This window comes from Nocardia sp. NPDC060255, assembly GCF_042727395.1.
Taxonomy (GTDB): Bacteria; Actinomycetota; Actinomycetes; order Mycobacteriales; family Mycobacteriaceae; genus Nocardia.
On record NZ_JBHXAU010000014.1, the window covers coordinates 216523 to 242578 of the forward strand.

Below are 26056 nucleotides of genomic sequence, written 5' to 3' on the forward strand. Positions count from 1 at the left end.
GATCGCCGACGATCGGTTTCCGGTTGAGCAGAGTCATGGTGTTGTGGTCCCCTCGTCGATCTCTGTTGCGGTGTCGGTCAGCATCAGCGCGTGTGTGCCGGGCGTCAGCTGAACTGCCTGGTGTTGCCGGACACCGCCATTGTCGATCCAGTTGATTTCGGCGGTAACCGGGCCGGTGGCCGTGCCCAGTCCGAAATGAACGTCGAAGCTGCGTTTGCCGCCATGGCCGCTGCCGCCGTCGAGTTGGCTGTGCATAGTCCGGCCGTCGGCGGTGTGCAGTGTGACGGTCGCGTTGTAGGCGGGCTGCCCGATGACCGCACCAGGTCCACCGCGGGATTGCTCGGCGGGCCGGTAGAGGCTGAGCTCCAACGGATTTCCCAAACCGGGCGACCGGTTCGCGAAGAACGCGGGCGGTCCCCACTGACGAGCGACTGCGAAGTCGAGCGTCCCGGTACCGGTAGTGTCGGCGAGGGCGACACCGCGCGTGGGTATCGGTGCGTTGGTGCCGACCTGGTCGGTGATGTTGACGTATTTGCCGTTGTCGCCCTTTGCGTACAACGCCATGGTGTGCCCGCCGGCGATGTCGTCGCCGGGAGTTACCCTCGGCCAGGACGTCGGGTCATGGACCAAGACGTCGTTGCTGGTCGCCAGTTCCTGCAGCCAAGGCCACCGGTTGTCGCCACTGCCTTTGACGAACCCTGTCGTCTGCAGCACGTCGAGAGTTCCAGAGTTGCGTAGGTCGGCGGATTTGATGTCCCAACCCCAGCCGGACCATGCCAGTCCGAGTTGTTGGGCCTGCTGGGAGAACGGCGCGTGTCCAGCAGCGAGTTCGCCACGCATCTCGTCGGGTGTGGCGGTGTCGTTGCGCCAGGCGAAGTTGCTCTCCTGGATGCCCCACGGGGTGGTGATGTTGCTGACCAGCATGTCGAATTTCCCGCGGTTGTACAGGTCGGCGAAATCGACACCCATGCCTTTGAACGAGTCATTGCCCAGCACAAAGGATTTGGGATCGGTCCATGTTCGATCACCGGTCGCAGTGGTGAAACGAATAGCGCCCGGCGTGGATTGATTGAACAGCAGATGATCGTGTCCGAAGTCGTTTCCGATGTAGAGCTCGGGAATCAAATCGCCGGTCAGGTCGCCGGCACCGAGCGCTAACGTCCACCCGGTGGCGTCGGCGTATGGGATAGCTTGTTTTTCTTCGACGTATGTCGGGAGTCCGGCAGCGTCGTTGCCGCTCCAGCGGTATACCCGATCACCGGCGGCGTTCTTCGCGTTCGACATCGAGTCGTTCATGACGACGTCGGGGTGACCATTCGGGTCGAGCACGGCCGAGTTCGGGAAGTAGTTGCCGAAGACGATGTCGGGATGACCGTCACCGTCGAAGTCCGCGATCGAGACAGCGTTGGTGTTCCATAGTTCACCGTTGTAACGACCGGCAGGGCTTGCCGAGGGCACGACCTCGACCGGCGCGTACGACGCTGCTGACAGCTGACCTTGGTTCCCGTTGTGGTGGAAGATGATCGGCGTTCGCCCCCAGTAGTAGACGAGCAGGTCCATCTGGCCGTCGCCGGTGAAATCGCCAGGCGCACAACCCATCGGTGCCATCGTCGAATCCACTACCAGCGGGTCAGGTCGCAGTGCGAACGGAGTGAACTGATCAGCAGGCGCAGCGGTCGGCGTGTAGGTCACGATCACCGAGTCGGTGCGGGTGTCGACGATGCACATCCCGTCGGAACGACCGTGTCCGACGAGGTCGTTGATCGCGATGGAAGCGCCGACCGACGAGATCCAGGACCGGATGTTCTGATAAGCCGGATTCACTTGGCGCACAGTCTTCATCGGCACCTGGTCGTAGCCGGGCGGCATCGCGATCGGCATCGACTCCAGCTTGTAGTCAGCCGCGACGGTAGCCGCGTCCTCGGTGGCGACCTGGGCGCGTCCGATCAGGAACACCGAGATCAACAGCACCACCGCGCTGAGCGCCGGGACGAGAATTCTTATGCGGGATTTCATGATTCGACCTGCGCTGTCGCTGTCGTGGACGATGTTCCGTATTCGAGTTCCGCGCTCGCACATCGCCGCTGGATGCGATCGCGCCACACCGCGTAGGCGACCTGCCCATCGACGGTCGACTCGGTGGGACGCGTTGCGACGGCGATATCCGCTGCTTGGATCACGCTGTGGCCGGTGAGAATTCGCACGGCTCTCGTGGTCGCGGGTTGGGTGATGGCGGCCCGTCGGCGCGCTTCAGCAGCAAAGACCGCGCCCTGTGCCAGGCACAGGCGGTGGTCTACTGCGCGCTGGGCGAGGCCGGTGAGTTCGGATTCGGTAGCCCCGCCCGCGTAGGTGGCTGCCAGGCCGAGCCCGGCGAATAGGTCCGCGCGCCGATGCGCGGGGAATCCGTCGATCAACACGCACGCGAGATCTGGATCCGCACCCGACACGAACCACAGCGCTCGACCGATGCCCTGGTCTATCGCATTTCTGGCGTAGTCGCCGTGCGCGATCGACAGTTCCGGTGGGTCTGCGTCCACGTAGTGCTCGCCCACGTACTTGCTGGTCTTGAAATACGCCTGGTGAAATCCATAGCCATCCAGAGCCAGCCAAGCCAGAACTGGATCGGTGATGCCCACTGTTGCTGCTCGATGCAACCGCCGCGGAAGTCTCGCCAACGCCCAGCCGACACCGACGTAGAGCATGTAGATGTGCTCATCCGCCACCGCGATGAAGTCGGTGACGTGATGCCGGTGCCCGATCGGCAGCGCATCGCGAATCGCTAAAGCCATTGCGGCGCCCTCGAATGCGAATCCCCGCCGGTTGCCTTCGACCTCCGACAAAGCGGTCGCGGTTTCGGCGGAAGTCGCGCGTTCGGCGGCGACGGCGAAACCTTCGAGAAATGCCCGCCCCGCGGTCTCGAGACAGGCCTGTGCGGCTGGGGATCCGACGGGAAATCCCCGGACTTCCAGCAGTACGTCGCGTGTGTCGGGGGTGAGCGCAGCGCGGCGCATCCGCCGCAACCAGGGAGTCATTTCAGCCTCTCCTCTAGATCCATTGGTTTGGCCTCGCAGCGGGACGTCGGCGTCAGGTGTAGAAGCTCGGCTGCGGCAGTTCGCCGAGCAACTGATATCGACCGACCTCACGCTGTTTGTAAGCGACCGGGTCGTGCAGGCTGTGCGTGCGCAGGTTCCGCCAGAATCGGTCGTAGCCGTGCCGGGAAGCGGTCGATCGGGCGCCCATCACGTCGAATATGCGTGTCGTGATCTCGAGTCCGTCCTTGATGATTCGCTGTTTGGCCGCAGAGATACGAACAGCCACTTCGCCACGCTGCGGCAGCGTGACGGATTCTCTTGCCGCGTGCAACAATCCGGACAGCTCATCATTGACCTGGTTGATCAGGGCTTCGGTCGCCCACAACTTCGACCGGAAATCCCCGTAGGCCTCGAGGATGTACCACTCTTCGGTCGCGGACCCTTTGTCGTCGCCGCCGTAGGGCCAGGGACGGGTTATCGTCCGTGTGTACTCCGAAGCGGCCTCCATCGCGCCCTCAGATATGCCCTGGTACAGGTTGGTCATGATCAACTGCAGTGTGACCAGCGAAAGGCTGCTGTAGAACACTGTTGCGGCAAGGCTGTTGTCGGCCGCGCCGAGCACCGCGCGCCGTGGGGCGACGAGGTCGCTGATCGTGACGCTCCCCGACTCGGTTTGCCGTTGCCCCATGTTGTCCCAGTCGTCGTTGTAGACGAGGCCGGGCGTCTTCGAGTCGACGATCAGAAATACCGGTCGGCCGTCGCTGAAGGTCCCTAGCAGGCAGGTGAGATCGGAGACGGCACTACCTGACGCGAACGCTTTACGACCGTTGAGACGCAGCTCGTCACCGTGCTCTGTCACACGGACATCTTTGTCCCGCGGGTTGATCGCGCCGCCGAAGAAGAGATTCGATCTAACGTAAAGCTCCTCGTACCTGTCGATCTGCGCCGACGTGCCGAAGAAGCGAACCGCCCAAGCCCACAGATAGTGATAGCCGAGCAGCTGACCTATCGACCCGTCGGCCTTCGACACCTCGCGGCATACCCGCAACGCTGTCGACCAGGTTTGACCGCCCCCACCGCGCGACCGGTCGCCGAGGATCGTGACGAGCCCGGCGTCCTTGAGCAATTGGATCTCGGTGTGCGGAGCGGTTCCTGCTCGGTCCCGCTCCGCAGCGTCCAGCGCGAGGATCGCCGCGACCTCACGGGCCCGGGTGATCCATCCGTCCGGGATCGCCGGCCTGACCGACCAATCAGCAACGGCTGCAGGTGCAAAAGCCATAACAAAGTTCCGTTCTGGTGAAGTCGACAGTCTGACACCGATCCGCGGTCTAGCGCCCTAGCCGGTAGCGCAGCGGCTGTATCCCTCGCGAATGATGTGCGCGGCCATGCCCACATAGGCGGCCGGATCCTCCGGCACGACCGCTGCCATGCCGTCGCAGTAGCGGTTGTACATACAGAAGGCAGCCGATATCAGCACCGAGTCGTGGATTTCGGTGTCTGTCGCACCTGCGGTCCGAGCCGCCTCGACCATCTCGTCGTTGACGAGCTTGCCGTTCTCCGCGACGGCTTCCGCGATGGTGATCAGCGCACGCATCTTCGGTGTCAGCGGGGCGCTGTCGACGTCGGCGAGCACCTTGTCCACGACGGCGCGACCCTCTGGGCTCTGCTGGGCGCTGACCTCACTGTGGGTCCTCACGCAGAACTCACAGTTGTTCAATTGCGATACGTAGGCAGCGATCATCTCGCGATCCGACCTGCTCATGCTGTGCTCGCTGCGGAGGAGTACCTCGGCGAGTTGGCTGATCGGACCGCCAGTTTCCTGGCGGTACTGCATAAGTCCGGGGGTTCCCGGCGGCAGATCTGCGGGAATAGTGACGTGCGGCATTCCAAGCTCCTTGAATGGTTTCCGGCCAGCCAGGCGCATACGTCGCCCAGGAACTGGCCTAGTACTGAGAGTTGTTCCACCAGTGCATAACTCGGCGGAACGTCGAGTTAAACGTCGGCTCCCGACCATCGACTGATCCAGCCGATTTCTTCCTCCTCCTTTTCGACGTGCGACTCCGCGGACGGCTCGGTAAGCGTCACTGTCGGCGCGGGTTCGGTGTAGAAATTTCCGGCCCCTTTGGCCGCCAGGCCACCGCCTGCCTCGACGTAGCAGTAGCCATCGCCGTTGAATTCGGTTGTCTCGATGTCGATCCCGAGATATCGAGCGACCCCGCTGGCGACCGCCGCTGCCTGACCGCGGGCGAACACCGCGGCCTTGGGCAGCGGTTTGCCGTTCGCCAACGTCACGAGTGCGACATCACCAAGCGCCCACACGCCCTCCTCGGCGGTCGTCAGGGTTCGCGGATCAACCGGGATCCACCCGGCCGCACTGAAGCCTGCTTCGACAACCGGACGTGGTGCGCCGTGGGGCGGGATGGCAATGAGGTAGTCGAACGCGGCGCGTGATCCATCCGCGAACCGCAGCTCGCCCCCCGGATCCACTCGCTCGATCGGCGTCAACGGGTGGTACTCGATATCTCGCTCGGCGAGCAGTGCCGCCAAGCGTTTGCCCACGGCTGGACCGGCAACCGGCATCGGTAGCGGCTCCGGGGTGTAGAAGTCGATTTCCACGTCCGCCCGAACACCACGCTCCGCCAGCAAGTCAGCGGCTAGAAGGGCACCTTCGTAGGGCGCAGCGGGACACTTGAAGGGCATCGCGGCAACTACGAACGCCAAACGACCGCCACGCAATCGGCTCAACTGGTCGTGAACCGCCAGTGCTCCGTCCACGGTGTAGAACTCCCCCGCACGCCCAACACTGACTGCTTCCGGGAATCCAAGGAGCCCTTGCGGTCTCAGCTCTGCGCCGAGTGCGATCACCAGAGCGTCGTAGCCGATCTCGCCGGCCGCCGTAACGACACTTCGGCCGGCGAGATCGATTCGCCCGACTTCGGACTCGACCACATCGACGTCGAGACTGTTGAGTCGATCCGGCGTATGCATGACCTGGTCAGAGCTACGCCAGCCGCGCATGATCCACAGCAGCGACAGTCCCTGCGCCGCCTTCAAACAGCGGTCGACAACGACGATCCGATCATCAGGATCGAGCATCTCTCGTAACAAGCTCGCAGTGGTCAACCCGCCAGTGCCAGCACCGAGAACTACAACGGTTCGCGACATGAGGAAGCGTCCTCCAAAAGTGAAAGGTGGATCAGACGTTGATGACGGTGTCCGCCCACTCCGTCCAACGGCCGAGCTCGGGCATCGACGAGCGATGCGTTCCTTTCACGAGATCGGTGTCCGGAATCCCGCGTGCGTCCAGGCACGTTCCACAGGAACCGAGGGCTCCGCCGTGTTCCACGATGCTGCGGACCATTGTTTCGATGTTGTAGTAGCCGTCCGGGGTCTTCTGTCCGGGCCGGACCGCACCCACCGAGTCGCCCATGAAGAATACTTTCACCTCGTTATTCGACTGGCCGGCCAGCATCCGCTGCGCCCAGCGGAGTCCGTTATACGTCCGCTCTGTGCCGTATGGAGGATCGTGAAGCACAAACAAGAACTTCATTTTTCAGTTCTCCAATCCCGGAATTACCGACATCCCGATCGCGGCACGGAGCATTTGTCCGCCGCATTCTTCACCGTTTCATTATGGGCAGAGGCCTCTCGTGCTGACAATCAACTCAATCCGTAAGCGATGATCGACCGATACTGTTTCCGCGCGCCGAAGGATACTGTCGGATTTCAGACCTGTTCAACCTCGGAGATTCCGCAATTGAAATGCGTTCAAACGCTCGACACGGATACGCCTCTGTCAGCTGCTGCCGACTTGCCCGTCGTGGCAATCGCGAAGACCACCAGCCCTGAGTCGGCAGGCCCGGGAGTTAGGGCCCGCCGACTCAGGGCTGGTGGTCGAAATGCCGCGCGACTGCAGGCGAGTTGCTTAGGCCGCCTGCGCGGGCCTTCTATACAACGGTCGCGATGACCTCGAGATACTCAGCCTCAGCGACATTGGTGCCGTCCTGGGCGCGGTTTGCTCGCTCGAACTCCGCGATGGCAGCAGCAGAGATCTCTTCCTGTTTCTCCGGTGTCAGTGCTTTGAAAGCGGTGTGCCAAGGTGGCAGATGATCGAGCAGCAACTGGACCTGCGCTTCCGCGGTCGCAGCGCAGTATTCGTGTATGCGAACCGCACTCGTCAGCTTCACCCGGTCGCCGAACAGCTCGCGGCAATGCTCTTCGGTGCCCCACAGTGTGGGCGGGCCACCGCCTCCCGGCTTCGGTCCGGCTTTCGGTGGCTGCGCCATCGCCTTCGCCATCATCCCCTGCAGGCGGCCGACGAGTCCGCCCGGCGTCCAGCTCGCAAGCCCGATCCGTCCACCAGGCCGGCAGACCCGAATCAGCTCGTCGGCGGTGCGCGCGTGGTTCGGCGCGTACATCGCCCCGAAGGTCGACATGACCACGTCGAAGGTGTCAGTATCGAACGGCAGATCCTGCGCGTCGGCCGTTTCGACCTGAAGGTCCAGGCCTTCGCTCGCGGCGCGACGGGTCGCGGTCTCCAGTGACGACGCCACCAAGTCGGTCGCGATAACGCTTGCGCCGCGTCGAGCTGCGGAGAGGGCGGCATTGCCGGATCCGGCGCCGACATCCAAGACATGCTGGCCTGGGTGAACGTCAACGGCGCGGACCAGCAATTCGCCGACGTATACGTCACGCACCGCAATTGGGTGGTAGTCGACTGCGCCCCACATACTGCGCATTCGATTCATGATCTCTGGCGCCATAGTCATCCCGGCTCCTTTTCTCGAAATACGTGAATTCACGAATTCCTATCCGACGATGGTTACAGCACAATAATCTCGCCGAGAAGTCAGGCCGTCAAACAAGGAGCACTGAAACGGCCGCAGAATAATCTGCGGCCGTACGTGATCAGATTCCTATGGAGTTGTCACTTCATCGTGACGGCATCCACCTTGGCCGTGCGCGGCCGGATCAGGAGCGCCGGAATCAAACCAGTGAGAGTGATCGCGGCGAGTACCACTGCGGCCGGCGTGTAGCCGTCAACGAAATCTTGTGGTGACTGGTAACCACCGAACGACGTGAATATGGCCACGGCGATAGCGACTCCGAAGACGGCACCTACTTGCCTGATGGTGTTGCTGACACCGGAAGCGACACCGAGTCGATCCGGATCGACGACCCGCATCACCGCGGTAGCCAGTGCTGGGAACAGCGCCGCCACGCCGATGCCGGCCACGATCAAGGGCAGCACGAGTGTCCCGTACCCGGCGCCAAATTTGACCAGCGGCCCGATGGCGAAGAACGCGGCAGCGAACAATACGAGCGCGACAATGACGATCGGTCGTTCGCCGATCCTGTCCGCGAGCACACCCGCAATCGGAGCGACAATAGGCGCCAGCGCCACCCACGGCAGCATTTTGATCCCGACCATCAGCGGGTCGTTTCCGAGCGCGAGCTGCAGGTACTGAGCGAAAAGGAATGCATTGCCGTAAAGGCTGGCGCCCAAAACAAAACTGACTCCGCAGCCACCCGAGAAGCTCAAGTTCTCGAACATCTTCAACGGCATCATCGGCGCCGGTGTGCGTCGCTGCCAGGCAACAAACGCGATCAGGAGCAGCAACCCCAGAATGATGCCGCCGACGATGGAAGGTGCGGACCAGCCGACCTCACCACCGCGCAGCAACGCTTGGGACAACGAGACCACACCGGCCGTCGACAGGATCATGCCCAGAAAGTCGATCCCGGTCGCACTACCTCGGGTCTCCGGCACCTTCCGCCAGGAGAGCACTATCACGACGATGCCGATCGGCACGTTCAACCAGAAGCACCACTCCCAGGACAGGAAATGGATAATTGTTCCGCCGACCAGCGGGCCGACCGCGACCGCCATTCCCATCACAGCGCCCCAGATGCCGAACGCGGTACCCCGGCGTTCCGACGGCGTCGACGCCGTGATCACCGCGAGGGCCAGCGCTGTCGCGATGCCGCCGCCGAGACCTTGGAACCCGCGAGCGAGGACGAGCATTTCCATGCTGGTACTGAGTGCGCACAGCACTGATCCCAGAGTGAACCACGCGACGCCGACGATGAACATCCGCTTGCGCCCGTAACGGTCACCGATCACCGATCCGGTGAGGATCAACGCGGCGAAACCGATCTCGTAGGCGTTGATGCTCCACCCGATACCTGCTGCGTCCGTTCCGAATTCGAGGTGCAGCGTCGACACGGCAGTCATCATGATCAGCACGTCTAGGCCGACCATGAATGATGCGACCGAGCCGAGCGCGACGGTCCAGGCGCGGCTTCCTGCGATGTCCTGCTCATCAACTGCTGTCACCAATGTCGGCTCCCTCGTGAAGTCGTTCAACCGGCGGTCGTGGATGCGGTCGCCAGCACGAAAGCAAGCTTCGCGCCGGCGACCGATCACACGTCTGAGATGGTGTTACTTGTTCGCGAGCGCCGCCGCGTAGGCATCCAGGTTGGCCTGCCAGCCGCCGCCCTGGTTGATGCCGTCGTAGACGCCCTGCCCCTGGACAAGTCGCTCGATATTCCGGTGCTCGACGTCGACCTTGGTCTGGTCCGGACCTTCCGGAGCGAAGCGGATCTCGATCTCGCTGGCGTGCTCGGGATCGCCGTCGTACGCGAACATCCCGTTGATCTGCCAGGTCAAGACGATCTTGTTCGGCGGATCCCAGGCGATCACCCGACCCCAGTCACACTCCGAACCGTCCACTCCTTTCTCGAACCACCGGCCACCTTCTCGCGGCTCGATGACACCGTCTGCCATGTCCGCTTGACCGATGTGGAAGACGGTCGGCCACCAGCTTCCAAATGATTCGGTGAAGAACTTGAACGCGTGCTCTTGCGGCACATCGACCGTGATGGTTCCACTGATCACAGGGATCGAGGCTGGTGTACTCATAGATGACTCCTTTTCTGCTGTAGATAACGCCGCTTCCGCAGCGCTCCGAAAAGAGCGGAGCGCATCTTCCTGGATTTGATCCAGATACGCCCGTATTCCTGCTACACCCTCGACGTTGAGCCGGTAGACGTGTCGCGTGCCGTGTACTTCGCAGATGACAAGTCCGCCGATTCGCAGCGCGGAAAGGTGCTGGGACACCGCCGGTCTACTGATGGGTAACAATTCCGCCAGCTCGCCGACCGAACGCGGTCCCCGAGCCAGGTGCTCGAAAATTGCGCGTCTACTACGGTCACCGAGCAACATGAGAGCGGCTGAACCCCCGTAAGTGTCCACCGTGAACCTCCGTTAGTGTTCACTGACGGTTAGACTAGACTTATACACCGAGAGGGTGCAAGGGCCCTCGCCCAAACCGTTTCGGGCCGTCCCGCGACGGCCGAAGCATGGCCGCTCAACCGGCTTTGAGCGCGTGAAAAACCACGTAGGCCCCCTGTCGATCGAGGCGGATATCGATGAATCCCGCGCCGGTGAGACACTCACGCAAGTCCTCGGAGGAGCCCACGGTCGCGAACTGATCGGTGCGCTGGAACTTCGCGATTGCCGCGGCGGACAGAGCGCTTCCACCGGTGACGACGACCGTGCCGCGGAGCTCGCCGCCGACGCGCAGCACCCTGGCCATTTCCTGTACGGCGGCTACCGGATCAGGAAAACAGTGCAGCCCGTTGTAACTCACGCACACATCGAATGAGCTCTCGGCGAAGGGCATACGCGCCACGTCGGCGTGGACGAACTCGATGCCGGTGATGCCGCGGCGGACCGCCTCGGCTCTCGCGGTGTCGAGCATGAACGGTGAAATGTCAGCCGCGACAAAGCGGATTCCTGCTGTTCCCTCGACACCGCGGAACGCCACGCCGCTCCCGCAGGGCACATCGAGTACTCGTGTGCCCGCCGCGAGGTCCGCGAGTCCCGCGATGTCGGAGTAGAACGGTCGTACGTCAGCGCCCCAGACGATCCTGCTCATCAGACGGAACAGGCGCGGCCGGCGAATGGTGTAGTTGTAGACGCGCTGGCTCGCCTTTCCTGAGCTCCAGCGGCGAGCCACCTTGTCGTTCGCGACAGCCATGTGCGTTTCCGTTCTCCGATGCCGATCAGTGGGATTCCGCGTCGTGGCTGCGCCCGGGGCCGCCGATGCGGATCGTGTCGTCTACCGCGGCCGCCATACGGGTGAGGATCTCGGCGAGGATGTCGGGCGAGGTGGCGAAGTTCAGGCGGACGAAGTCCGCACAGCCAGGTCCGAAGGTCTTTCCTGTGCTGAGTTCCACCCGGGCGGCTTCCCGAAAGAACAAGGCAGGGTCTTCTTTTCGCAGTTTTCCGCAGTCCAGCCAGAGCAGATAGTTTGCCTCGGGTGGATCAGACGTGAGCATCGGAATCCGATGAACAACACTGTCGCACACCATGTCTCGGTTCCGTAGGAGTTGGCTCCGGACCGCCCCGAGCCAGTCGTCGCCGTCGCGCCAGGCAGCCTTCGTTGCTTCGATTCCGAGTACGTTGACCACACCGAAGACATCTGGCGGCGCGGCGTCGATCGCGTCGCGAAGTTCTGCCGGACCGATGTGGGTTACCGCGCATCGCAGACCGGCGAAGTTGAAGGCTTTGGTCGCGGAGGTCATCGTGATCGTCCGCGCGGCGATCTCGGAACTCAGCGATGCGATCGGGATGTGCTGGTGCGGCGCGAACGCGAGATCGGCGAGCACCTCATCGGCGACGACCACCATGTCATTGGCGATCGCGATCTCCGCGAGCTCCTCGAGTTCCGCCCTGGTGAACACTCGCCCGGTCGGGTTGTGCGGATTCACAATGATCAGCACGCGTGGGCGTTCCTTGGCGATCGTCCGGCGGAGCCGCTGTGGGTCGAATGACCATCCCGCGTCGGTACGTTCGATCGGATCGGCGACGGCGCGCCGACCCATCATGGTCACCGTCTTCAAAAACGGCGGATAACTCGGCGTTTGAACGACGACACCATCCCCCGGCTTCGTCATCGTCTGAATGACTATCTGGATTGCTTGAATGATGTCACTGAAGCTGCGTACCCAATCCGGTTCCGCCGCCCACTGATACAGCTCCATCCGCTTGGTGAAGTCTTCGGCGAGCGGATCGGGACCCATCCAGTTCGACCACGCGGGATATCCGAGATCGCCCCGATTCAGGGTCTCCGTCAGCGCGTTCAGCACTGGCGGCGCTACGGGGAAGTCCATGTCGGCGATCCACGCTGAGAGAACGTCAGGCGCGACCCGCGCCCACTTGACTCCCGACTTCCGCCGAAGCCAGGCGAGATCGAGATTGTCGAAGCCGTACGCCCGCGGGTCCATCTCGTTCATGGGTTGATAGGTCATCGCGATTCCTCCGTCGAATCAGCGGCCGACGGCATGCCGTGCCTCCGGCTCGACCTGATCCGCTCGGACCTGCCACCGCCGCCCGTCGGCCGACGGCACGAACTTCGAAGCACCGGCAGGCGACGGCGCGTCAGGATCGACGGCCCCCCGCATGTCCCGGATGCCCATCTCCATTCCCTTGGCGAAGCCACCGATCATCGCCGGCGGAATCGGCATGGTCCTGGCCTCCGGGGGAAGTCCGCCCGGGGGGACGATGTCGCGTGCCATCATGCCGCCGACCACGTCGAGGAATGCCTGAAGCACCGAGCCATCGTGGTGGGCGACGCGTTTCGCCTCCCAGTAGTACGACTCCTCGGTGAGGTTCATCTTGTAGAACGCGACGAGGAAGTCCCGGAAGATCGCGAATTCGCGACGGTACCGCCCTTCGAACTCGTCGAAGCAGGTGGCTTCGTCCGCGCTACCTGCCAGGTGAGTATTGATTGCGCGCGCGCCGAGCAGTGCGCCATAGGTCGACAGGTGGACACCGGATGAAAAGACCGGATCGATGAACATCGCCGCATCGCCGACAACGGCCATTCCCGGCCGCCAGAGCACAGGCCTGTCGTATGAATAGTCCTTGCGCACCCGGACCGTGTCATAGGGCGCGGTCGTCGACCGTCTGGCACCGCGTAGATAGCGGTCGACGAGCGGGCACTGAGCGATGTACGAGCGCAGCGCAGCATCGGGATCCGCTTGGATCGGCGCGGCCTTGTCCGCACCGACAACGGCGCCGACGCTGGTCAGCTTGTCGCTCAACGGGATATACCAGAACCAACCGTCATCGAAGGCCGCCGACAGAATATTTCCACTGTTCGGCTCCGGCAGCCGCTCCCCGCCTTCGAAGTAGGAGAACACCGCAAGATTCCGAAAGAATGGCGAGTATTCACGATCTCCGCCCACTGCTCGATGTATGCGACTCCCGTGGCCAGAGGCATCGATGACGAATCGAGCGGTGGCCGTTCGGCGTTGTCCACTCTCATCGGAAAACGTGACTCCGCTTACCCGGTCGCCGTCTTCGAGCACGCCGGTAACACCGTGGTTCTGGCGGACATCCACACCTTTCCGTTTCGCGTTGAGAAGTAGCATTTCATCGAACTTCATACGCTCCACTTGATAGCCGTAGGCACCGAGTTCGATCATGTCCGGAGATGCCGCGAAAGCAAAGGTCCACGGCTCGCTGCTGGCACCCCAACGGAATGTTCCGCCATTCTTTCGGATGAATCCGGCAGCCTCGACTTCCTCGTGGACGCCGAGCAGCGGGAGGATGCCATGGATCGTCGACGGAAGTAGCGATTCACCAATCTGATAGCGCGGCAAGCTATCTCGCTCGAGCAACAAGACGCGATGACCATCCAGGGCGATGACGGTAGCGGCCGTAGATCCAGCCGGTCCACCACCAACCACAATGACATCCCAATCGGTCGTAGTCATATGATCCTCCGTTCGAATCGCACTGCAGCGATTCACCAGAACAGGTGCCCGATACCACTGCGAAAAATTGTCGCTACCCACGGACGTCACTGTCAAATTTTCAGTCAACGGGTGATCAGTTTCCACAGAATGAAACTGCGCAACAGCCGCAAACCAGGTGAACCCTTGCCACAGAAGCAATATTCGTTCAATCTAGAGGACAATTATTCACAGCCCGCATCCTGGCCAAGGAGCTGAAGATGTCGTCAACGTCGTCGCCTGAGCTGGTCGGCCAATTGAATGAACACTCGATCGAAAGCAAAGCACTTCAAGACAATATCTTGCAGGATTCCAACACTCGGCCGTTATGGGTGTACGTTCCCCCCGGCTACGATGAAGGCATCCAGCGGTATCCGTCAATTTACGTTTTGCAGGGCTACCTGGGTCGGATCGAGATGTGGTGGAACCGCTACCCGTTCCAGCGCCCCTTTATCGAGGTTATCGACAAGCGGATGGCCGACGGCGAGATTCCACCCGCGATCGTCGTGTTCGTGGATACCTGGACCAAATATGGCGGCAGCCAGTTTGTCGACTCGGCCGGGACCGGCCGTTACCACTCGTACCTCTGTGACGAGATTGTCCCCTGGGTCGACTCCCACTACCGAACTCATCCCGAGGCCGCGTGCCGCGGTGTCTCCGGGAAATCCAGTGGCGGGTTCGGCGCCATGGTCACCGCGATGTTGCGGCCGGATCTCTTCGGCGGTTTAGCAACCCATGCCGGCGATGCGCTGTTCGAGTTCACGTGTTTCGCCAAGTTCCCTATGTGCGTACGCTTCCTGCGTAGTTACGGCGGGGACATCGAACGATGGTGGCGTGACTTCCAGCAGCGCGGCAGCTTCACCCGGCCCGAGGACCCTTCGCTGCTGATCATCTACGGTATGTCCGCGTGCTTGTCCGCACGTGCGGACGGCACGCCCGAGCTTCCGTTCGATCCGACGACGGGGGTGCTCCGACCCGCGGTGTGGCAGCGCTGGCTGGATTGGGATCCGGTACGGATGGCGGCCCAGCACGCCGACGCGTTGCGATCGATGCGGGCCATCTGGGTCGATGGCGGCATGCAGGACGAGCACTACCTGGACATCGGCGCTCAGGCATTCCATGCGGCCCTCGAACAAGCCCGCGTCCCAGCCGACGTCGTGCACTTCGAGCTGTTCCCTGGCAAGCACAACGGCATTGACCACCGTTACCCCTTATCGCTGGGCTGGCTCGTCGAACGGCTCTCGGCGGATTGATCAACCGACCGTGTTCAACCTGAATTTTCCGCAGTTGAACACTCGAGTAAGCGCCCGTCACCGTACCGACCGACGGACGAACGCGCTGGCGAAGTCGACGGCGATAGTCAGCACGGTAAGGGCAAGCATTGCGGTGAGCGCCCCGCGGTAGTCGAACGCGTGCAGCCGATGATCGAGCAGCAGCCCGAGTCCGCCGGCGCCGACGACGCCAACCACGATGGTTTCCCGGATGGTCACCTCCCAGCGGTACAGGCCGAAGGCGACGAACCTCGGGGTCACCGCTGGGACCACGCCGTAACTGAAAACCTGCGCCTCGTTCGCGCCTTGCGCACGCAAAGCCCGCAATGGCCGACCATCCAAGTTCTCGGCCGCTTCCGCCATCAACCGTCCCAGCACACCTGCGGTGTAGACACCGAGCGCCAAGGCGCCCGGCACGATCCCCGGGTAGCAGACGAACAGGAACAGCAGCGCCCAAACCGGTGGTGGAATCGCCCGCAGCACAACAAGAATGATCCGGACACCGGCCATCGAGGCGGCTCGCCTTACCCGCCGTACAAGACCACCATCGGTCCGGCACCCGAGCTGTGACAATCTGGCCGCGGGAAACGCGAGCAGCACACCGCCGACGAAGGCAAACGCCATGGCGAGCAACGACATCGCCAGCGTGATAGCCGTCAGCTCGAGCAGATTGCCGATGCCGCCAGGCCCGAGATCCGGCGGCCACGCTTCGCCGAGCACCGTGACTGCACGGCGCCAGTTAGCGCTGTCTCCGAGCACACGCATGTCGAGACCTATCCACCACATCGACAGCACGGCAAGCAATATGCCGACGAGCAACGAGCCGATCAGCACCGGATCGTGGGGCCGACCGCTGCGCCGTCGTCGGACCCATCCACTCCAGACTTCGGCTGCGGCGTTCAACGCGATCAGCGCGTATAGCAATGTCCAGATTTCGTTGTAGCGCAGCGTCTGAAAGCTCAGCACGAGTTCATAGCCGAGACCACCGGCACCGACGATGCCCAGGATCGCCGCACTGCGAATCGCGCAGTCGAAGCGGTAGAAACCGTAGGAGACCAAGTCCGGCAACGCGAGCGGGACAAGTCCATACAACATCGCGGGCAGCTTCCTGACCCCGGCGGCTCGCAAGGCCTCATACGGCCGACGGGGTGCTTCATCCAGCAACTCGGAGAACACCTTTGCGGTGATGGCGCCGAACGGGACGCCGATGGCGAGCACCGCGACCATCGGGTTGAGCCCGAAGACGAGCAGGAGGAACAGTGCCCAGACCACCTCGTGAATTCCGCGCGGCACCGCGAGCACCACGCGCGTAACCGCCCAACCCGCCTTGCTACGTCGTCGCCGAGTTCGAACACCGGACATCCACCACGCCTGCGCAGCCACAACGCCTCCGACGAAACCGATCACAATGCTCAGCAAGGTCCCGAGCACCGCGTATGCGAGCGTTGTCAACGCCGCGGTGAGCGTCAATACGAGGAAGTTCTCATCGAACTCAGGGTGCACGGCGGTTCCGAAGAACTCGACGAACGCTCCCCCGCCTCCGGGCAGAATCACCGGTTTGTGCCAGATTCCCAGCACAGCCGAGCCCGCCACCGCGACCCCCATCAGTGCCAACCACACATGGCGGTGACGCGCAGGAACCCCCTTGGCCGTCGCGCGCCTCAACCGAGGACCACCGCAGGCGGGCGCTGCGGTCACCCCATTCGATTCGAGCTCGGCGGTCTTGACGATCATCGTCGGACGGCAGCCGGTTCGAGTAGATAGAGCGATTCAATTTCTGTGTCGCTCAGGTCTTTTCGAGAACAATCGAAGATCAACCGACCAGCCCGCAGGCCGACGATTCGCTCGAAGTGGCTCAACGCCAGGTCCACGTCGTGGAGACTCGTGATCACAGTGACGCCGGCCTCGATCGAGAGCGCGAGCAGCAGCTCGATGATCTGCCTGCCGCGAGCCGGATCCAGACTTGCGACCGGCTCGTCGGCCAAGATCGCGACGGGCTGTTGCACCAGTACGCGGGCGATCGCGACCCGTTGCTTCTCACCTCCGGACAGCGAACCGGTCCGCTCGTTGATCTTGTCACCGATACCGACCCGATCGAGCGCGGCGCGCACCGACCGCACATCCTGCGCTCGTACCAACGACAGAACAGCTTTCCAGAACGGCCAGTTGCCCAGTCTGCCCGCGTTCACGTTGTGCACTGTGCGGAGCTGGTCGACGAGATCGAACTGCTGGTAGATCGTGCCGATTCGGCGCTGCGCCGCACGCACCTCACGGACGCCGGCGGCGGTGTAATCGCAACCCAGCGCGTGCACCCGACCTTTCGTCGCGACGGACGTGCCGTTCAACAGCCCGATCAACGTCGTCTTGCCCGCACCGCTCGGCCCGATGACCGCGATCCGCTCCCCCGGCGCGACCGTGAGGTCGATTCCCGCGAGGGCAACTGTCGATCCGTAACGAACCGTCACATCTTGGAGCTCGAAAACTCGATCCGCCATCGCGATCAATTCAGCAGGCCCAGATCGCGTGCCACAGCTTCGATCTGAGCATAGTTGGCGGCCTCGGTCGTGATGAATTTCTTGGCCGCGAACGCTCGGAGGATCTCGCGCTCGTGCTCGTCGCTGCCGTCGATCGATAAGAACGCATCGGTCACCTTCCGCGTGAAACCGTCCCCGAATTTCTTGTCGAGATCCGGCCGGGCGACCCAGCAATAGTCGTGGTAGGACGGTGTGCGAAAGACTTCGCGAACCTTCGACGTGTCGATTGCTCCGGAAGCCAGCCGGTCATCCCACACCGCGGCGTTCAGTGCGCCTACTTCGTATGTCCCCTCCTGGACGAGCTTCCAGGTTGCATCGTGCGAGCCGGAGAACCCGGCCGCGCCCGCGAAATCACCGATACCGACGCCAGCTTGCTGCAAGAAGTATTGCGGCATCAGCCGACCCGAGGTAGAGGTGTCGGCGCCAAATGTATACCTGTGTCCGGCAAGTGTTTTCAGGCCAGCGATGTCGCCGACAGGTTTGATGTTGCTTCTGACGTTGGCGACGAACACGCTCCGAAACTCGGCGTCCACATCACGTTGGGCGATCGGCACAGCGCCCGGCAGCTGGTGCGTTGCCTGCACCGCGGTCAGTCCGCCGAAGAAGACGAGATCGAGATCCCCGCGGACAAAGGCGCTGACCGACGCCATGTAGTCCGTGACGGGCACATATTCGACCTTGACCCCGAGTTGGTCACCGAGCCAGTCGGCCAGCACGCTGTAGGTACGTTGGAGCTTTTGCGGATCCTGATCGGGAATCGCCCCGATCCGCAGCATACCGTTTCCGCTGACGTGGTGCGGGTTGCCCGGCGAGCCGCCGCATGCGACCGCCAGCAATATGCTGAGAGCGAGCAGGACGGCGCGACCAAGATGTCTCATTCGATATCCAACTTCCTCGGTGAGAACGCTTTCGTCGGCGTATAACGTTGCCGCACAGGCGCTTAACCTGTTTGCTCAGCTCTGAGTCGTCGCCGTCGACACAGGCCCCTCCGCGCCGCATACGAGACAGAACCGGAACATCTCGTCTACAAAGGACCGGCAGCCGGTGCACCGCCAGGTGCGGAAGTCACCGCGGCCTCGATCCCGGTTGTCGACACGGTGCAGATCATCGGTGTAGTGCGTGAAGTAGCGACCGATGTGTGCGTCGCGAACAACATCCAGGTCGCGAAGCCACTCGACGAGTTCATCGATGACAGCCGCGACCGCTTCCGCTGTGATGTCAGGGTGTTCGCCGCGTGCTTCACCGTCACGCATGATGTCGACTACCCGCTGAACAGTCACCGAGAAGTGGGGATCGAGCAGGTTGTACACGTACGGATCCGACGGCGAGTAGTCGCCTCTCGGGAGAATGTCGGTGATACCGAAGAAGAACTTCAACATCAGTACGCGTTCGAACGAACGCGCGGAACGGAAGCTCCGATACAGCATCTCGTTCTCGCGAAACAGCGCTGTGCTGATCGTCCGTCGGTAGTTTTCGTACGTTTCGAAGCTCGCCCGGCTGGTGTCGGCGGTATCCAGTGCCCTGATAGTGGCTTGCACCGCCATATACGCGGTGCCGGAGCCGAAGTTGAGTCCCGGCGAGAACAGCGGGTTGACGAAGAACGCGGAGTCCCCGATCGCGAGCCAGCCGTCTCCGGCTGCACTCTCGAGGTCGTGCACCATGTTCTGGAAGCTGAGGATGGGATGATTCTTTCCGTACGGATTCTCGACCCGTTGATAGTGGCGGAGCACCGCCTCGACACCGGGGTAACGCTTGACCCAGTAGTCGAATCGATCTTGCGTGTTGAGGTGCTTGCTGTCGTCGCGGTCGTTCCGTACGACCACGCCGATACTGACGATTTCCTCGGTCTCGCCACCGAATCGCTTGGCGAACTCGGCACGCGTCGGGACATCGTCACTGTCCTCGATCGGCAGTTCGTCGAGCATCGTGCCAACCATGTCGCGCAACGCGTCATCCGGCATAGCGTCCCAACTGCATACGGTGATAAACCACCACCATCCTTCTGGGAAGCAGAGATGCCTGGTCGCGGCGATGTCCCAGTGGTCAAGATCTGGGTGTGAGACCCGTTTGAAATAGCCGAAATATGTGTTCGCGTCAATGGTGTCGCGAGGTTTGCGGCCCTTGCCGAGCGATCGTGGGATCACCGAGGCGATCCCACTCGCGTCGCACACAATCGAGGTCGTCATCGTGTATTCACCATCGGCCGCACGACAGACAAGCGTGCTTCGTGGTGTATCGATGGTGCTGCGGGCGACATCCACTCGACAACCGGTGCGTACGTCGATGCCCATCCGAGTCGCGCATTGCAACAGCGCCGTCTCCAGTACGCGGCGCTCGACTTGGAACGTCTCCTCGATCTCGACAACATCGATGTGGGTGGTCGGCATCGGCTGATCCGGTCCGACCCACCAGAACGCGAGTCCGAGTTTGTTCGCGAAGAGCCGGCGCAGCATCGTCTGCGACAGCCCGAGCGAACGCAGGCTGCGCACAGTGGTCGACAAAGCGCTCTCACCGACCTTGTACCCAGGGCGGATTCGCCGATCCATCACCACGATGCGGGTCTCCGGTCGCGCCCGCTTGAGCCAGATCGCGTACGCCAGACCGATCGGGCCGCCGCCGACTACCACGACGTCGACGTGTTCGGTCCGGTTGCCGTGTGAATCGGCTCCGCGTGCTCCGCCACCGAGGTGACCGCGCACTCTGCTGCACACTTGCCTGAACTCACGCGCCAACTGCCGAATCAGGGCCCGGCGCAACTGGTTATGCAGCGCCGCCGAGGACTCTTCCAGCGATTTGCGCGTCGAACCACTCAGTCGCGCTACCGTACTCGGGAACAACGCGCGGACAGTCAGTCCTTCAGCAGAGTTCGAATCGGGGTTCGCTGTTGCGACCCAGTCGCCGGGCAGATATCGACCGACTTCACGCCCTCGGTACATGGCGACGAGTTCGCCGTCGAGTACAAGCCAGGCCGGGCCCGCTTCGCTGTCCGCGCCAACAAGCGTCCGGCCGCCTCCGATTGTTTCGATCCGCAACGCACGGATCAGCGTTTCGAGCTGCGGGGCCACCGTCGAGCCGAACTCCTCAGAGTCGATGAGAAATGACCGTGCTCGCTCAGCCTCACCGGGCCCAATAGGATCGCCGTCGGTTGAACTACTAGGACCTCCCTCCGTACCTCGATCTATGTCGTCGGCCAGCGGGCGCATTCCGGCGAGGCCGGTGAACAGGTCGATTTGCTCCGACTGGAGTTCTCTGAGCTCCGTCTCGAGATAGTCCAGCAGGGTTTCGGCGAGCGGTGGATCGCTCGCGGTCAATGCTGTAAATCGGTTGTGCGCCAAGTGGATGACGACGCATGGGGCCGCGGTGACGACCGTAGCCTCGGACGGGCCCGGATCCACTAGATCAGCGGGACCGATGCACGCCCCTGGTCCGGCCGTCCACCTGCGTTCGGTTCTACCGGCTGTCTGCACAACCACGTCGACGGTCCCGTCCACCAGCAGATAGAGATCGCTGCCTGGCTGCTTCTGCAGAGTTAAGGCCTTGCCGACCTCGACGTGTTCCCAACGTCCTACGGTGAGTAGGCGTTTCATCGCGGTCTTCGTCAGACCATCGGCGAGCCGGGGAAACACCCGGGCGAACCGCAGAACGTCGGATTCCTGAATTCCGTTACTGTCCATCATCAGTGGGCCTCGTCGAATGCTCGTAGCGCACTGCTGAGAAGCCGATCAGCCTGCTGCTGAGTCACTTGCCCGCTAGCACGCAAGTCGCTGACCGATTTGCTCACGCACGCTCGGTATTGATCTGCCGAGACAGCAGGATCGGTGTAGCTGCACGGGATTTCGGGGAAGGTGATCCGTTCACCGGGCCCGACGTCGTAGAGCTTGTTCCGCACGCCACCCGGCCACAGCACCTCGACTACGGCGCTACTCGCTTGGCCCATGCCGAATGTGCCTTCGAGTTCGTCCTGCGAGGCAAAGCTCGACCCCGCGATCACCGGCCTGATCGCGGTGTGTCCTCCCGCGGGGGTGAACTTCACGACCGCACCGATACCGCTCCGATTGACCCGCGCTCCTTCGGTCAGGCCGATGCTCCCAACTGTGCGGACCGCGGCGGAGCGGTTGCCATTGCCGCCGTTGTTCATTTCGACAACCAGGTCACCGTCCTCGGTGTGCTTGCCGGTCGGCGTGTAGAGCACGGTGGTGCGCCGGTTGCCGCCCAGCGGCGCGTAGACCTCGAGGAATTTCGCATCATCGAACGGTGAGTTGAAATTGAACTGTTCGGAATCGTGGTACGGCGTGAGGTCCCCGACGTTGACAGACGAGCCTACGGAGACAACGTCATCGAATCCGTTGTGATCCAGGTCCGCGACCGCGACCCCGAGTACCGTCCGATGCCGATGGTCAGCGCCCGACCGGGTGAACGCATCGTCGGAACTGAAGGACGGAAAGAAGCCGTTGCGCAGAGCCTGCGGGCCCTCGTTGTGCAGCAGAGCCCCCGGGTTGTCCGCTGTCACGACGGACAACGCGTCCAACGAGCCGTGATAAACGATGTCTGGGGACCCGTCATTGTCGTAGTCGAACGTCGACACGCCCCAACCGAACGGTGTCGCGTTCAGCCCACCCAGGGTCGGATCTGCCGCAGTCGCCACAGGATTGCGGACCGATGACCTGCGCGGGTCGACGAACGTGCCGTCGGGCTTCTGCAGCAGCCAGCGGCTCGACCAGTCGCCGAGGTCCTGGGTGACGATCGGAACCGGCGGATTCATCATCACGTAGTCGCCGAAGTTGGTGGAGAAGATGTCGATCGTGCCGTCGAAGTTGAAGTCTCCGAACGCAAGTCCCATCCACGCCCCTGGCTCGGCGAGACCGACGTCATAGGTGACGTCGGTGAAGTGCCCCGTGCCGTCATTGCGATACACGCGGTTGAAACCGCGATCGATGCCGCCGTACTTGCTCATGAAGAAGGCGCCCTGGTCGTTGGCGACGACGAGGTCCGAGTCTCCGTCCTGGTCGATGTCGACAGCGGCGATGGCCCAGGAGATATCCCCCAGCGGGGCCGGCGCGACACCCGCGAGCTTGATCATGTCGAAGCCCGAGCTGGCCGACACGTCCGTGAACGTCGACCCGCCGTTGTTGTGCAACATCTGATTCTGCTGTGTCAAGCCGTACGGCACGCCGACGATAGCCAGACCATCAGTCATCGAGAACGTGTTGGCGATCGCGATATCGAGCAGACCGTCGTTGTCGAAGTCCGCCATCGTGCAGCTCGTATGGTTCAGGTTGCCCAGGCCGGTGTTGCTCGAGTCCGTGATGTCTTGGAAGGTTCCGTTGCCCAGGTTCTTCATCAGATGGTTCGGCTGATTGCGTCCGAGCACGTAGAGGTCCATGTTTCCGTCGTTGTCGATGTCTCCGGCACATGCCCCGTTGGCGTCCATGTCCGTGAGTCCGACGCCCGCGCCCGACCCGACGTCGACAAAGGTCGAATGTCCGCCCTGCAGGTCGTTGCGATAGAGGCTCTTGGGCCTGCCGGGGCCGTTGGTCACGAAGATGTCGGAGTCGCCATCGTTGTCGTAGTCGAAAAGAACCACACCGGGCAGGCCCCGGTCGTGCACCGGCTCGGCAACGAAGTCCGCGTCGTTGGACATGGGTCGTTGCCGATTTCCCTCACGTCGCGCGAACTCCGCCGGTGAGGGCGCCCGCCGATAATCACTGAGGCTCGACCCCGGGGTGATGTCGGTGAATGTCACCCCCGCGGTCACAGCGACCGCCGGTTTCGGCACGACACCTACGAAAATAGTAACCGTTACAGCCGTCAACACACTCGCCCAGCCGTGTCGGACTTTCAACGTCATTGCGCCTCCATATGCCTGCAAAGCTCTATCTGAGAGCCCTTGCCTCATCGCCACCCGGGGTTCGATCCCCACGGAGACGGAATCATCTATGAGAGCGGGAACTCAAAAGTATTCACTCCCCGATTCGCAATTGATCTATTCGGACGGTACCGCGCGCTGCGCACGATAGTCAATTGAAGAAGTTTTACATCAGAACAACTTTCTTAGGTCACTAGGAAAATCTGGTACTCGCCCATCAACGCTTTCGGACAGCACTGACCTGAGCATCATCAATATTGTTGCCAAACAATTGCCTTGCAGCAAACTACATCACGCGATGTATCATAATAACTCTCCAGATAGAGGGTTGAGAACAGCATTCAAGTCAGACGGTCGAACATCGCGCTATCTTCGCTGGAAAATTGCTACGATGAATGCAGAACGCATACAGTCAAGGGAAGCTCGTGCAATGGACCAAAAAATCGCACCTTGAAGGGATATTTGGAGCGCCGGGCAGATTCGCTACGAATTCACCTCAAAGTAACCATCGAGCGGTTACATACTCGAATGGCAGGCCGTCAAGCATTGCCGAATGCGTTTCAGTGCGCTATCTTGTTCGCTGCTTCGACGTCGTGCGCGAACCTCAGCCACGCATTGCTGCACTGGCGAGCTAGCTGGATCACCGATTCGACACAGTGCGGTGGTACCGTCCTTGCTTGTTTCATCGGACTGTCGCGGACCACGTACGTATTCAGGAACCGCAAGAGCTCCCGCCCGCTCTCGGAGTGGCGCAACGACGGATCTTTGGCAAGCCGCTGGAGAATCGATAGGTCGATCTCTTGCGGCATGATCTCGCGGGACACATGCTTGCGTGCCGGATTGTCGTCAGCGACATCACCCTCCGGCAAGGCTGTTCGATCTTCGGCGTCGCCTCGTCGCCGATACGACGGGACCGCACTTTCGCCGTTGCGGATCCGCTTGCGGACGTCATGCGCAGTCCCGACAGAGATCCCGGCGCCTAGGGCGATCTCCCGCAGAGAAGCATTCGGACGCTGGTTCAGTATCTCCGCAGCCCGCCTCCGTCCGGTCTCAGGGTCGAGTGGCCGTACCTTGCCATCCGCGCCGATGCGGCTGCTCAACTGCGAATGTTCCGAGGTTGATCCGTGCGCACGGACTGCACCCACGGTTTTGTCAGACAGTCCGACATAGCCGGCGATCGCCCGGTTCGACAGTGCCGGCGAGGACTCGATGATCCGACGAGCGGCCGCCACCCGCTCGGCCAACGAGAGCGGCAGGCCGTGAGCGTTGTTCTCCTTTACGGCACAGATGAACGCTTCCGATTCATCACCGTCGAAGAATCTCACCTGGATCGTGTCCGCACCGGCCAATTTGGCTGCGTACAGCCGATGCATTCCGTCGATCACTCGCATGGTTCGACGATGCACAAGAATAGGGGGCGTCGCGGTCTCAACCTCGGAAAGGCAACGACAGTAATCCTCGTTGATGCCATGGAAGCGCGGCGAGTCGGCCGGAAGTAATGTTTCAATCGGTACCAGCAGGCTTTCGAGTCTACTGGGCGGATTACTGCTATATTCCTCGACCAATTCGGTATAATTGGCCTCCGAGGAGCTGGATTGCTGCTTCATCTTTCACCTTCCCCCTCACCAGTTCGGGCGATATAACAAGGAACTCCACGAACCTGCCTGGTGAAGCCGATTCGAAACGAGATCTTTTATACAGAAGGACCGAAAATAAATGTCCGAAAGGTTAGTGCGAACTAACGCTGGGGTGCTACTATCGTCTGGTACGGACATTCATACTGCCGACTTGGGCAATTAGGGCGAGATTCACGTCTGTTCGCATGCCGGACTCCCCCGACTAAGATGGTTCCGATTGAAAGGTCAACCGAATCTTAGCATGCTCATTGCAAATTCAGTGTTCATCTCGGTGAAAGCTGTGAGCCGAAGACGATTTCGGCAATATGTCAAGAGATCAATGCTTTCAAATCAGGTCGAAAATGGATGAAGGTAGCACGAAGCGTCCAATCAATACAGCCCCGAATCTTGCAGTCAACGGCATCGAACAATCAAATGCGATGCACAGTCTGAAAGGTCGACCAATTCACCCCAGAAGAGCTGTATGGCGTGGGTGCATTCAACAGGATCCCGCTCGCCCGGCGGCGACTAGCCGACGCGTTTACCCAGCGCAGCGGGGCGTTGCCGCAAGCAGTACGCGCTCTCGATCATGCTCGATCGACTGCTACGGCCGCCTCGCGACGTTTTCGACGCTCTGCCACGCCTTGCAGTTTCAACGGTAGCAATTCGCTATATCTATCGATCCCAGCTGGTCCAGCGAGATCGTGCTCTATGAACTCGCCGGACACGGCAACGGTGGTCTCAGTAGTCGGGTAGGCGCGAGAGTGATCCACCGACTTCATCGGCTGTCTCCCATTCCGAATCTGCGGCTCGAGACCCCTTGCGAGCTTCCCGAGCCCGGGGGTTCCGCGGGCATGTAGTTATCTGTTGTACGGCTGCTTGCTCAGCCTTGGATGGTAGTCGGATTTGAACTCGACCGGGCGGTTTGGGCCGA

Annotated in this window: 19 protein-coding genes and 1 pseudogene; 1 reads left to right on the forward strand and 19 read right to left on the reverse strand. The window is 61.9% G+C overall.

Annotated features, from left to right (window positions below):
- Positions 1-33: 33 nt before the first annotated feature.
- The 13 genes and pseudogenes from ACFWF1_RS25550 to ACFWF1_RS25610 all read right to left on the reverse strand — a co-directional run bounded on the left by ACFWF1_RS25550 (position 34) and on the right by ACFWF1_RS25610 (position 13817).
- On the reverse strand, positions 34-2016 hold the full coding sequence (locus ACFWF1_RS25550; protein ID WP_379289976.1) for a CRTAC1 family protein: 1983 nt from the start codon (positions 2014-2016) through the stop codon (positions 34-36).
- Positions 2013-3032, reverse strand: a complete 1020-nt coding sequence (locus ACFWF1_RS25555) for a DUF1702 family protein (protein WP_379289978.1) — start codon at positions 3030-3032, stop codon at positions 2013-2015. Before ACFWF1_RS25555 ends, ACFWF1_RS25550 begins: the two co-directional genes overlap by 4 nt.
- Positions 3033-3084: 52 nt before the next feature.
- Positions 3085-4311 (reverse strand): acyl-CoA dehydrogenase family protein, encoded by a 1227-nt coding sequence (locus ACFWF1_RS25560; RefSeq protein ID WP_379289980.1) that lies wholly within the window; start codon positions 4309-4311, stop codon positions 3085-3087.
- 57 nt (positions 4312-4368) lie between these two features.
- A complete protein-coding gene (locus ACFWF1_RS25565) occupies positions 4369-4917 on the reverse strand; it encodes a carboxymuconolactone decarboxylase family protein (RefSeq protein WP_379289982.1) in 549 nt (182 codons plus the stop codon).
- Positions 4918-5024: 107 nt separating this feature from the next.
- Positions 5025-6197, reverse strand: a complete 1173-nt coding sequence (locus ACFWF1_RS25570) for an NAD(P)/FAD-dependent oxidoreductase (protein ID WP_379289984.1) — start codon at positions 6195-6197, stop codon at positions 5025-5027.
- 31 nt (positions 6198-6228) lie between these two features.
- The gene (locus ACFWF1_RS25575; RefSeq protein ID WP_135236679.1) at positions 6229-6582 is read right to left on the reverse strand and encodes a DsrE/DsrF/TusD sulfur relay family protein; all 354 of its coding nucleotides are present in this window, start codon (positions 6580-6582) and stop codon (positions 6229-6231) included.
- 397 nt (positions 6583-6979) lie between these two features.
- Positions 6980-7705 (reverse strand): class I SAM-dependent methyltransferase, encoded by a 726-nt coding sequence (locus ACFWF1_RS25580; RefSeq protein WP_379322220.1) that lies wholly within the window; start codon positions 7703-7705, stop codon positions 6980-6982.
- Positions 7706-7959: 254 nt separating this feature from the next.
- Positions 7960-9459 (reverse strand): DHA2 family efflux MFS transporter permease subunit, encoded by a 1500-nt coding sequence (locus tag ACFWF1_RS25585; RefSeq protein WP_379289988.1) that lies wholly within the window; start codon positions 9457-9459, stop codon positions 7960-7962.
- A 15-nt stretch (positions 9460-9474) separates the two neighbouring features.
- On the reverse strand, positions 9475-9954 hold the full coding sequence (locus ACFWF1_RS25590) for an SRPBCC family protein (RefSeq protein WP_379290032.1): 480 nt from the start codon (positions 9952-9954) through the stop codon (positions 9475-9477).
- Between the two features lie 156 nt (positions 9955-10110).
- Positions 10111-10257 (reverse strand): annotated as a pseudogene (locus tag ACFWF1_RS25595) (ArsR/SmtB family transcription factor); the annotation flags it as partial.
- A 145-nt stretch (positions 10258-10402) separates the two neighbouring features.
- Positions 10403-11074 (reverse strand): class I SAM-dependent methyltransferase, encoded by a 672-nt coding sequence (locus ACFWF1_RS25600; RefSeq protein WP_379289990.1) that lies wholly within the window; start codon positions 11072-11074, stop codon positions 10403-10405.
- 25 nt (positions 11075-11099) lie between these two features.
- Positions 11100-12347: a MalY/PatB family protein gene (locus ACFWF1_RS25605; protein WP_379289992.1), complete on the reverse strand. Its 1248-nt coding sequence runs from the start codon at positions 12345-12347 to the stop codon at positions 11100-11102.
- An 18-nt stretch (positions 12348-12365) separates the two neighbouring features.
- Positions 12366-13817 (reverse strand): FAD-dependent oxidoreductase, encoded by a 1452-nt coding sequence (locus tag ACFWF1_RS25610; RefSeq protein WP_379289994.1) that lies wholly within the window; start codon positions 13815-13817, stop codon positions 12366-12368.
- A gap of 239 nt (positions 13818-14056) precedes the next feature.
- Between ACFWF1_RS25610 and ACFWF1_RS25615 the strand changes: the two genes are divergently transcribed.
- Positions 14057-15088, forward strand: coding sequence for an alpha/beta hydrolase (locus ACFWF1_RS25615; RefSeq protein ID WP_379289995.1), 1032 nt, complete (start codon positions 14057-14059; stop codon positions 15086-15088).
- 57 nt (positions 15089-15145) lie between these two features.
- Here ACFWF1_RS25615 and ACFWF1_RS25620 read toward each other — a convergent pair whose 3' ends face one another.
- The 6 genes from ACFWF1_RS25620 to ACFWF1_RS25645 form a co-directional block, all read right to left on the reverse strand.
- Entirely contained in the window at positions 15146-16711 is a 1566-nt protein-coding gene (locus tag ACFWF1_RS25620) for a PhnE/PtxC family ABC transporter permease (protein WP_379289997.1), read from the reverse strand.
- 125 nt (positions 16712-16836) lie between these two features.
- The gene (locus ACFWF1_RS25625; protein WP_379289999.1) at positions 16837-17601 is read right to left on the reverse strand and encodes a phosphonate ABC transporter ATP-binding protein; all 765 of its coding nucleotides are present in this window, start codon (positions 17599-17601) and stop codon (positions 16837-16839) included.
- Positions 17602-17606: 5 nt separating this feature from the next.
- Positions 17607-18518 (reverse strand): putative selenate ABC transporter substrate-binding protein, encoded by a 912-nt coding sequence (locus ACFWF1_RS25630; protein WP_379290000.1) that lies wholly within the window; start codon positions 18516-18518, stop codon positions 17607-17609.
- Positions 18519-18593: 75 nt separating this feature from the next.
- Positions 18594-21317 carry a cyclic nucleotide-binding domain-containing protein gene (locus ACFWF1_RS25635; RefSeq protein ID WP_379290002.1) on the reverse strand — a complete coding sequence of 908 codons (2724 nt, stop codon included), beginning with the start codon at positions 21315-21317 and terminating at the stop codon, positions 18594-18596.
- Entirely contained in the window at positions 21317-23281 is a 1965-nt protein-coding gene (locus tag ACFWF1_RS25640) for a CRTAC1 family protein (protein ID WP_379290003.1), read from the reverse strand. Before ACFWF1_RS25640 ends, ACFWF1_RS25635 begins: the two co-directional genes overlap by 1 nt.
- 785 nt (positions 23282-24066) lie before the next feature.
- A complete protein-coding gene (locus tag ACFWF1_RS25645) occupies positions 24067-25113 on the reverse strand; it encodes a ParB N-terminal domain-containing protein (RefSeq protein WP_379290005.1) in 1047 nt (348 codons plus the stop codon).
- Positions 25114-26056 lie beyond the last annotated feature (943 nt).